10 protein-coding genes are annotated in these 9,342 nt (G+C 29.1%); all 10 read right to left on the reverse strand.

Features of this window, described 5'->3' with window-relative positions:
* Positions 1-1,172: polyprenol phosphomannose-dependent alpha 1,6 mannosyltransferase MptB (gene mptB / locus ACH2BO_RS14340; RefSeq protein WP_395045418.1), on the reverse strand; the 1,172-nt coding region annotated here is incomplete at its 3' end.
* 1 nt (position 1,173) lies between these two features.
* Positions 1,174-2,655: a cellulose synthase family protein gene (locus ACH2BO_RS14345; RefSeq protein ID WP_395045419.1), complete on the reverse strand. Its 1,482-nt coding sequence runs from the start codon at positions 2,653-2,655 to the stop codon at positions 1,174-1,176.
* Position 2,656: 1 nt separating this feature from the next.
* Positions 2,657-3,349, reverse strand: coding sequence for a glycosyltransferase family 2 protein (locus tag ACH2BO_RS14350; protein WP_395045420.1), 693 nt, complete (start codon positions 3,347-3,349; stop codon positions 2,657-2,659).
* Position 3,350: 1 nt separating this feature from the next.
* Positions 3,351-4,235, reverse strand: coding sequence for a hypothetical protein (locus ACH2BO_RS14355; RefSeq protein WP_395045421.1), 885 nt, complete (start codon positions 4,233-4,235; stop codon positions 3,351-3,353).
* Between the two features lie 42 nt (positions 4,236-4,277).
* Complete coding sequence (locus ACH2BO_RS14360; RefSeq protein ID WP_395045422.1) at positions 4,278-4,679, reverse strand: toxin-antitoxin system YwqK family antitoxin; 402 nt, start codon at positions 4,677-4,679, stop codon at positions 4,278-4,280.
* A 5-nt stretch (positions 4,680-4,684) separates the two neighbouring features.
* Positions 4,685-5,170: a hypothetical protein gene (locus ACH2BO_RS14365; RefSeq protein ID WP_395045423.1), complete on the reverse strand. Its 486-nt coding sequence runs from the start codon at positions 5,168-5,170 to the stop codon at positions 4,685-4,687.
* Between the two features lie 105 nt (positions 5,171-5,275).
* Entirely contained in the window at positions 5,276-6,148 is an 873-nt protein-coding gene (locus ACH2BO_RS14370) for a T9SS type A sorting domain-containing protein (RefSeq protein ID WP_395045424.1), read from the reverse strand.
* Between the two features lie 118 nt (positions 6,149-6,266).
* The gene (locus tag ACH2BO_RS14375; RefSeq protein ID WP_395045425.1) at positions 6,267-7,703 is read right to left on the reverse strand and encodes a tyrosinase family protein; all 1,437 of its coding nucleotides are present in this window, start codon (positions 7,701-7,703) and stop codon (positions 6,267-6,269) included.
* A gap of 31 nt (positions 7,704-7,734) precedes the next feature.
* Positions 7,735-8,349 carry a hypothetical protein gene (locus tag ACH2BO_RS14380; RefSeq protein WP_395045426.1) on the reverse strand — a complete coding sequence of 205 codons (615 nt, stop codon included), beginning with the start codon at positions 8,347-8,349 and terminating at the stop codon, positions 7,735-7,737.
* Positions 8,350-8,381: 32 nt separating this feature from the next.
* The coding region (locus tag ACH2BO_RS14385) for a 4Fe-4S binding protein (protein WP_395045427.1) at positions 8,382-9,342 on the reverse strand (961 nt) is incomplete at its 5' end.

A 9,342-nucleotide genomic window follows, 5' to 3' on the forward strand; every position in this document is an offset into this window, starting at 1 on the left:
ATTGGAAACTTGTAATTTGTAAACACACTCAACAAAACTAAATTAATTACATACCAAGGATGCACCGTTGTAGAAATAAATAAATACAATGTAATAATCTTTAATGCATTGGTTGCTATAGCTTCAACGGATTTATTTTTCTTTACCAGAGCAAAAAATAAAACAATTGCAATTGTAATTATAGGTGTAATTTTTCCTACCGTATGTATTATATTGTATCCTTTTACATAAAAGCCAACTTCTCGAACCAAATAATAAATACTTGCATTGAACTCAAAATTGGTGAACCAAAGCGAAATGGTTTCTATATAGTTGTTGGTGAGCATTGGATTTAAAAAAGGGAGAAAAAAAAGCACATTCAAACCGATGATTAAAGTATAAAATAATATACTTTTTTTAAATCCGAAATACTTAAAAAATAATGGTAAAAGTAATAATGGCAGTAATTTTGCAGATATTGATAAGGCAATAAAAACGGCAGCAATAATCCATTTATTTTGTATAAGATAATACATTCCTACGACAAAAAAGAACAACATCACACCTTCAAAATGAAGATTTCCTGTAAGCTCTAAAATCACTAACGGATTTAAAAAATACCAAAAAATATTTTCAGTGTTTTTGTTGAAATGTATTAGAATTTTTCTTCCATAATAATATATTCCAATATCAGCTAGGATAATTATTATTCGCAAAACCATTGTTGAAACCAATATCGATTTTCCTCCAATAAACGCTGAAATAGCAAATAATAATTGATTTACAGGCGGATAATTGCTGTAATGTGAAGCACTTAAACTTCCCATTTTTTCATATAAATAATTGGCATTTGTAAAACTTGCAATGGTATTTATAATAGTATCTGGTTTATATTGAAACGGATTTATTCCTGATAAAATTGCATTTCCATCCCAAATAAAGCGGTAAAAATCTTGGGATAAAGCTGGTGTAGAAAATAAAAACAGTATGCGATATATAACACCAATTTTGAAAAATGTCTTCTCATATTCTTGAGTTTGCAACAACGAAATCATCCCGATAAAAGCCAAAGTATATAAAAACAAAAGCCAATAAAACTGCTCTCTTTCAAAAAAATAACCCAATATAAAATAAGCAATAACACTAATTGTAGTTGCTATGTAAATTTGATATTTGGTAAAAAAAGCATCCAAATTAATTGGTTTTTAACGATTGAACAAAAACATAACTAAACCCAAAAAACAACATTAAATGAAATGGGAATAACGCAAAATCATTGAGTTTAAAACCACTAAACAATCCAAAAAGGAAATACAAAACCAGAAAACCCTCAATTATGGTGTTTTTAGAAATTTTTCTAGAAATGTAAATATTCTCCTTCCATTTTTCTTTTAATGCTTCAATATTAAATTTTGGTGTTCTAATAAATTCGCTTTTTTTGCCTAATAATCCTTCTAAAACAGCAATCGAATTTTGAAAAGAAAACCCCATTGCAATAGCGTAAAAAGTAAAAAACATTCCAATATAATTTATAAAATTTTTAAATCCGCCACCTTGAATATTTTTATAGGTAAACCAATAACAAGTAAAGAAAATTATTGAAGTAACAATAAAGAAAATCATAATGTCAAAATACCAACCAATGTGACTAAAATAGTTTTTTACAAATAGCATTGGAACGCTTAAAACTGCCATTGTAAAAATACATAAAAACATAGAACTATTTAATAAATGCAATAATCCGTGAAATTTTGTTTTTCTTGTAATGGTAGTTGAAGCAATCACTTTGGAAGCCATTTTAACAAAATTTTCTGCTCCACCTTTATTCCATCTAAATTGTTGCGAACGCGCAGCACTAATAATTGCTGGCAATTCGGCAGGCGTTTCTACATCTTCTAAATAAATAAATTTCCAGTTTTTGAGTTGTGCTCTGTAACTCAAATCTAAATCTTCTGTAAGTGTGTCGCTTTCCCAGTTTCCTGCATCAATAATACACGATTTTCGCCAAACTCCAGCTGTTCCATTAAAATTGATACAATGTTGTTTTGAATTTCGTCCGGTTTGTTCTAACGTAAAATGAGCATCAAGTGCAAATGCTTGAATTTTAGTAAGAATGGAATAATTTCGGTTTAAATGTCCCCAACGAGTTTGAACTACACCTACTTTTGTATTTTTAAAGTTGGGAATTGTTTTTAGCAACCAATCTTTATCTGGCATAAAATCGGCATCAAAAATAGCGATGAATTCACCTTTAGCAGTTTCTAAACCTTCTTTTAATGCTCCAGCTTTAAAGCCAGTTCTAATTTGTCTAGTAATGTGTTTAATATCAATTCCTTGACTAGCATATTTTGCAATAAGAATTCGTATTAAAATTACACTTTCATCGGTGCTATCATCTAAAACTTGAATTTCGAGTTTGTCTTTTGGATAGTCTAACAAAACAATATTTTGTAGTAATCGTTCAATTACATATTTTTCATTATAAATGGGCAATTGTATTGTAACTAATGGAATTTCATTAGCATTTAAAAAATTGAATTTCTCAATAAACTGTATGGTTTTTTTACTTTTTATATAATTTAAAAGTAGGTTGAGTTGTGCTAAACTATAGAAAAAAATCAACAGAATTGCAATTGTGTATATAAAGAGAACGATGTACGAAAGAACTAAAATCATATTATTTTTTAAATGTATATTTCATTATCCAACCAATTATTTTTACTCCAGCCATAATGGTTCCTTTGACTGTTCCTGATACTTTAGAAACGCCAATTCGATTTTTATAACGAACTGGAATTTCTACATAACTCATTTTTTGTTTCAAGACTTTCAACTGCATTTCTACTGTCCAACCATAGGTTTTGTCTTCCATTTGAAGTTGTAATAACTTATCATATTTTATAGCACGAAACGGACCTAAATCTGTAAATTTTGCTTTAAAAAATACTTTCATTAAAAATGTTGCTAACCAATTTCCAAACACTTGTTGTGGTGTCATTGAACCTTTTTCTCTTAAATTTGAAACTCTAGCTCCAATTACAAAATCGATATTTTGGTTTAAAATTGGAGCAACCAGTTTTGTCAATTCTTCAGGATAATCAGAATAATCGCCATCTAGAAAAACTATAATATCTGGTTTAGTTTCTAAATTCATAATGTATTCCATTCCTTTTAAACACGCATAACCATATCCTTTTCTAGTTTCTAAAAGCACTTTTGCTCCAGCATTATTTGCTACTTCTTCTGTTTTGTCTGTTGAATTATTACTGATAACAATTATTTCATTAACACCATTCGGAATTTCAGCAATTACATTTGCAATAGCTTTTTCTTCGTTGAATGCCGGAATAATTACTTTTATGATACTCATCTTATTTATTAGTGTAAACTATTCCTATACTAAATCCTTTTTCTTTTCTCACGTTTCTTCCGTCTAATGTTTGTGTTAGTAACGTACTAATTCCAAAATTTTTATTGAGTTGATAATACACATTCGCACTTAAATTAGTAAAATTAACTCTGTTATTTGCAAATGCTGATAATCCGCCTTGAGCGAAAAAATCATCTGAAAAAATATCATTTCCTTTTTCAGAATTTTGAATCGTTAATCTTGCATCGGTGTACCATTTTGATTTGGCGTAACCTATTTTAAAATTGAAAATATTCGCATCTGGAATTTTATAATCGTCTCTAGTTTCTTTAAAACTTCGAGCATATAAACCTTCGGCAAACCAACCTTTTTTTATCTTATATTGTACAATTGCAAACGGATTTATGGCTGTAACTCCGTGACCTAATGCAATAATTCCTTGCTCGGTGTAATTGGTTAAAGGTGTTGAAAAACCCAAACCTGAACTGACAGTTAAATAACTGGTTTTGTATTTTTTAAAAATCAATCTAAAATTTACATTCAATTCAACATCTTGAAAACCTTGTTGCGATGGTTTATTGGTAACTGGATCTGGAGCGTTGTTTTTATTATAAATATATAAATAAGGAACATTGGCAGTTGCATAAAACCAATCTTTGAAAGAATAACTACCAAAAATATTCACGATTTGTGTATCAATGGTTCCAAATTCTGCTGGAACTATATCGATTAATTCCTTGCCTGCAAAAAGTTCTTTTCCGCTTTTATAGGTAAAATTTGAAGCAACAACTAATTTGCCTTTCGGATTAAAAAACCCTGAAACGGCATATTGACAATAATTTTGTTGAATCACAAAAAAGAAAAGCAACATTAGGATACTTTTCATTTTTGATACATTAAATAGTTTACTATTTGATAGTTTTTTCATCTAATTAAGTAAATAACTATTGTCTTTTTTAAATTCTTCTAAATCGGTCCAGGTCTTCACTTTTTTTCCATTGCTATATTTCTCTGCTTTAATGATTTCTCCTTTGGAATAAATTATTGAAAGACCGTTCATTTTATCGTTTCTAAATTCACATTTTTTAATAATAATTTGCTTTTCGTCGTAAAAAATCCACCAATTTACTTTTTGATTATTTTTATAATGACCTTCTTCTTTTTTTAAACCGTTTTCATAATAGTAAAACCAGTAATCAGTTTTTTTACTATTTACTATCCAACCTTCTTCTTTTAGATTTTTATTAGGATAATAATTTTTTATATAGGTTTTGGAGTCGGAATTTCCGAAAGAGGTTAGAAAAAATAGGACAGTGAAAATTTTCAACATAATACCTATCGCAATTGATTAATTTTCTCATTCACTTTCTGAACAAAAACACGGTATTCTTGGGGTACAAGATTGGGATTAGATTCTAACTCCCATATTTTTGTAACCCCATTTTTGGTAAGTTGTATATATATAGCACCGTCGTCAAAACTACTTCGATTACCAATTCTTCGCTCTTCAGCTAGTATTCTATTAGGAAAATATTTAACCAAGTCTTTAGTAAGATTAAATTTATCGGAACCTAAATCAACTAAACGCTCTGGATTATCATTATAATAAAACTTAAATTGATTTATATATGTAAAATACGTTAAATTTCTAAAAACTTGATTTTTTGTTAGTTTATAAAACGTGTAACCATATTGACCTTTTGGACTGTACCTTATAAAAACAAGACTGTCATTTTCGTTTAAAACTAGTTTCTCGTCCTGATTATTGTTTGAAAAGGAATAAAGCAATGTTATTAGTAATAGGCAAAATAAATTTTTCATAATATTAAATTTTTAATTTTTAAAATATAAGTTACTTGTTTAAAAAACAATAGAAACTTATAATATTCTACTTTTTCAACTTCAAGATTTTTTGTGATGATTTTTTTAGTTTTGTATTACAATTTTTTTTGTTTCTACAACTTTTTCATTTTGTTTTAGCACAAATAAGTAAATCCCATCAACTAAGTTTTCGCTTTTAATGGTAACTTCATTTGAATCTAAATTTTCTATTTGCTTCACTTTTTCCCCAAGTAAATTATAAATTTCGAAGCTAACATTATAAAGACCGTCTTCTAAAATCAATCTTGTTTCTGTTGAGAACGGATTTGGATAAATCTTAAATTTTTGATTCTTTAAATTATAATTTTCAGTTATCAATGTTGGAGCTGGACAAATTATTGGAGATAAACCAAGTGCTAATCCAATGTTATAAACATTTACATTATTTTGATAACTACAATTAATATTATATCCTGGCTCACCAGTTAATTCATAGGATGGTCTTAAAGGATGTTGAACATTACCAACACCTTCAATCCATGTTTCAGCACTTGAAAGTGTAGATGTTGGATCAGTTAAATTAAACTCTCTTCTTTGACCACCATTTACATTAACACTGGATATATGATTTACAGTGTATAAGTTACCATTTCCTAATAAAATAGTACTTCCTACTTGCAAACTAAAATCACACATTAATACATCAGAATTATTTATTCTTCTATAAACTCTTTTAGTTGCTATATCTTCACGAATATATATTTCAGTTTGAAAATCAACATCGATAAATTTTTTATATGTAAATGAACCAATAACAAAATCTACACCTTGTTCAATCGATACGAATTGGGGTCCATCTAGTGAAGAGAATCCAATAATCCATGAAGAGTTATTCAACATTGGAAAGTAGGTTTGCGAAAATGACTTTTGAATAAGAAAAGTCAAGAATATAATTCTAAAAAGTAATTTTGTTTTCATAATTTTTAAATATATTATTTATTTCTACTTTACCAATGTAACAGTTATATAGGATTTTGTTTTTCATTTTTAAATAAAACTAATTAGCATTAAAGTTGATGCTAATTAGTCCATTAATTTATTCTTTAATTATTTTACTTGTAAAAATTTCATCATTAAAAAAAATCTTTACAATGTAAATTCCTTTTGGTTTATCAAGTATATCAATTTCTAAATTTCTTATATCTTCAAAATTCATTTTTAGTACAGTATTCTCAAACAAATCATTAATAATTATATTTCCATTACTATTATAATCAGACTTAAAATAAAACTTCCCAGTACTTGGATTTGGAAAAATTATTAATTTCACTCTTAAATCTTTTATTTCTACAAGTTCTTCTTCAAAGTTTTTAATAGGAATATCGTTATTAAAACTTCTAGCCGAATTTGGTAACGAAATGATTTTAGCAGACATGTCAGACCCGCTTTTTGCAACAAATCCTGGACTGAATATTATAGCATTTCCTGCTCTAAAGTTACACACAACTCCCGAATTAACTTCAAAACCTCCTTTGTTATCTGCAATTACATTATTGGCTGCGTCATACTTTATATCACCAATATAAATTTCTCCTGTAACAATACTTCCACCAGTAGTGGTTGCAGCTGTATATCGATACAAATAAGGAACTGAAGTATCGTTTGCTACAAAAGGAGAACCATTTGCTCCATCTAAAATTACTTTTGCATTTTTTGCATACCAAACATCCATATTCCTTCCAGTACCTGCTGATGGTGGACGTGGAATGCTTCTTGAATCTAAAACTTGACCAGAAGTTGTCGGGACATTATATTGAAAAATTGGATTTGCTTGACCCGATAGTGTAAGACTACTTTGATTTCCTGTATTTTGGTCTTCCCATTGTTGCCATAAATTATCTACATAATTGTGGTGTAAATAGAAAACTGGATCTCTAGGCGAGGTTGCGCTATTCATCGTTCCGCCGACCCACACATGCACAAAATCATGGTAATGTTCAATTCTATGCGAAAAATCTGCTACAGTAGAACCTTTTATTGTACCGTTCAAGAAATGAGTTGACAGAGCTAAAGTATTATTGATATCAGTTACAGTCCCTAAAAAACCTCCTCCACCTACATTTCTTGTTACACCAGATCCTGGAAAATTTGCTAAAGATAAAAAATCATTATGCCAGAATTTTGGTGCAGATTGATTTTGGTCTGTTGTCCAGTTCCAAAAAGGAATTGTTAAATAATTGTAATTTGGATTACTATTTCTTAACAAAGTTTCAAAATCAAGTAAATTAAATCGATGCCATGTCAAAAATTGTTCGCCATTAAATCCACCAGTAGTATGTATTACAGATGTAAAATGTTCTGCATGATGATTTGCCAAATTTTGCATTGTGCTATTACTATAAAGTATATTAATAGCATCTCTATAATCATTAATCTCTTGTTGCGTAAACTCTCTATAGTCTTTTCTTATCGATTGTGAAAAGCTAAATTGAATGGAGAATATAACTATCCAATAATAAAATGTTTTTCTCATAATTTCAAATTTTTAAATTAAACTCTTGAGATTATTTGTTACTCATTTTAGCTTCAAGAGCTTCAATTTTTTTGTTTAGCTCAATAATATATAATGTCAATTCTTCTATTTTTTCCATTTGTTTTACTTGCATACTTCCAAGCTCAAGACCATTAATAATTACTTCGTTGGCTTTCGGAATATTAGGCAGATGATTATTCGCATCAATATATTTTTCTAAATCGGATAATGACATGAGTTTATACTCAGTATTAAAAACATAATCAGGGAAAATAGGCGTTTTAACTCTTACTTCAGTTGCTCTAACATTTCCATTACCAAATACAACAAAAGTGTCAGTAAAAGTTGTTCCACTTCCAAAAAGTACAGAAAAAGCTTTTGTATTGGCTCTATCAACAGCGCTTAATATTCCAAATTGAAAGTCTTGAGTGTGTCTAGATTCTGCAAAAATGCTAGCTTTTTGATTTAAATCATTTCTAACCCATAACTTAGAATCATTTGAATTTGTTGCAGCTGGAGGTCCGATCGTCACATTTCCAGTTCTTGTTGTTTGAATTGAAGGAGTTGTTCCGCTCCAAACTTGGGCATCTGCCAGATTATTGATTGAAATCATAATCAATAAAATCATTGTTTTTCTTGTGTTCATAATAAATTGTTTTAATTGTTAATAAATATTTTCTATTTCTGATTTATCAAATCCATCAAATTGACATCATTTCCTAAAAGAATATCATTAGAATTTATTCTTCCTTTTTCGGATGCATTTTCTAATTTTAAAACACCACGCGGACAAACTGCTGAACAAATTCCGCAACCAACACAAGAAGATCGCACAATATTTTCTCCTTTTTGAGCATAACTACGAACATCAATTCCCATTTCGCAATGTGTGGTGCAATTACCACATGAAATACATTGTCCGCCATTGGTTGTAATTCTAAATTTTGAAAACAAACGTTGTTGCAGTCCTAAAATAGCTGCCATCGGGCAACCAAATCGGCACCAAACTCGGTTTCCAAAAATGGGGTAAAAACCAACTCCAATTACTCCAGAAAATACTGAACCAATTGCAAATCCGTACCATTCTCTTAATTTGAAACTGTCAATAAAAAGGATATTTGTATTTCCTGAAAAGAAATTTATTACTAATGAAACAATAATAATTGCAATTAAAGTTCCAATAGTAAATTTGGCATCGGTATCTAAATCCTTGCGTTTGAAAATAAATAAAACACCTGTAAAGACAATTAGAAAACCAACAATTCCATATATAAATTGATTTTTGGTAATGAAACTCAAACTAGGATTATCATTCAAAAAAGTAAAAACAACCGCAATCGTCATGATGAATGATAATGCTAATACAATATGAATAGACCAGCGTTCAAATTTCCATGCTTTTTTTGAAGAATTAGATAAATGACGAAAGCTGTCGCCAGCAGTTTCAGCTAAACCACCACATCCACAAACCCAAGAGCAATACCAACGTTTTCCATAAAAATAAGTCAATATTGGCGAAATGATAAAAATCATAGCTACACCAAATACCAACATAAACATTCCTAGATTCCCACCATTTAAAAGATTTTTAAGATGCCAATCATTAAAAAAGTAATAATTTAATGGCCACATATTTGTC

This window comes from Flavobacterium sp. (assembly GCF_043773265.1).
In the GTDB taxonomy this organism is placed as follows: Bacteria; Bacteroidota; Bacteroidia; order Flavobacteriales; family Flavobacteriaceae; genus Flavobacterium.

Coding starts and splice junctions, on each gene's coding strand:
- ACH2BO_RS14360 (WP_395045422.1), bottom strand. CDS start 4,679: ATGTTGAAAATTTTCACTGTCCTATTTTTTCTAACCTCTTTCGGAAAT.
- ACH2BO_RS14345 (WP_395045419.1), bottom strand. CDS start 2,655: ATGATTTTAGTTCTTTCGTACATCGTTCTCTTTATATACACAATTGCA.
- ACH2BO_RS14370 (WP_395045424.1), bottom strand. CDS start 6,148: ATGAAAACAAAATTACTTTTTAGAATTATATTCTTGACTTTTCTTATT.
- ACH2BO_RS14350 (WP_395045420.1), bottom strand. CDS start 3,349: ATGAGTATCATAAAAGTAATTATTCCGGCATTCAACGAAGAAAAAGCT.
- ACH2BO_RS14355 (WP_395045421.1), bottom strand. CDS start 4,235: ATGAAAAGTATCCTAATGTTGCTTTTCTTTTTTGTGATTCAACAAAAT.
- ACH2BO_RS14365 (WP_395045423.1), bottom strand. CDS start 5,170: ATGAAAAATTTATTTTGCCTATTACTAATAACATTGCTTTATTCCTTT.
- ACH2BO_RS14375 (WP_395045425.1), bottom strand. CDS start 7,703: ATGAGAAAAACATTTTATTATTGGATAGTTATATTCTCCATTCAATTT.
- ACH2BO_RS14380 (WP_395045426.1), bottom strand. CDS start 8,349: ATGAACACAAGAAAAACAATGATTTTATTGATTATGATTTCAATCAAT.